Consider the following 305-nt stretch of genomic DNA (forward strand, 5'->3'; position numbering starts at 1 on the left):
CATGACCGACAACGGCTCCTGCTACAGATCAAAGGCCTTCGCCAAGGCCTGCCGCGATCTCGGCCTCAAGCACGTCACGACAAGACCCTATACGCCCAAGACCAATGGCAAGGCCGAGCGCTTCATCCAGACAGCACTGCGCGAATGGGCCTACGCCATTGCCTATCCGACATCCGATCATCGTGCCGCCGAACTGCCTGTCTGGCTGCACAGATACAATTGGCATCGTCCACATGGCAGCCTAAAGTCAAAAACGCCTATCAGTCGCCTCGCCCTGATCGAGGACAACCTGTTGAAGCTCCACA

Annotated in this window: 1 protein-coding gene; it reads left to right on the plus strand. The window is 57.7% G+C overall.

What is annotated here, in order from left to right; all coding sequences use genetic code 11:
* Window positions 1–305, plus strand: a 305-nt coding sequence (locus P9236_RS30680; protein WP_278052575.1) for an integrase core domain-containing protein, incomplete at both ends; no start/stop codon positions are given.

This window comes from Mesorhizobium sp. WSM4884 (assembly GCF_029625675.1).
GTDB lineage: Bacteria > Pseudomonadota > Alphaproteobacteria > Rhizobiales > Rhizobiaceae > Mesorhizobium.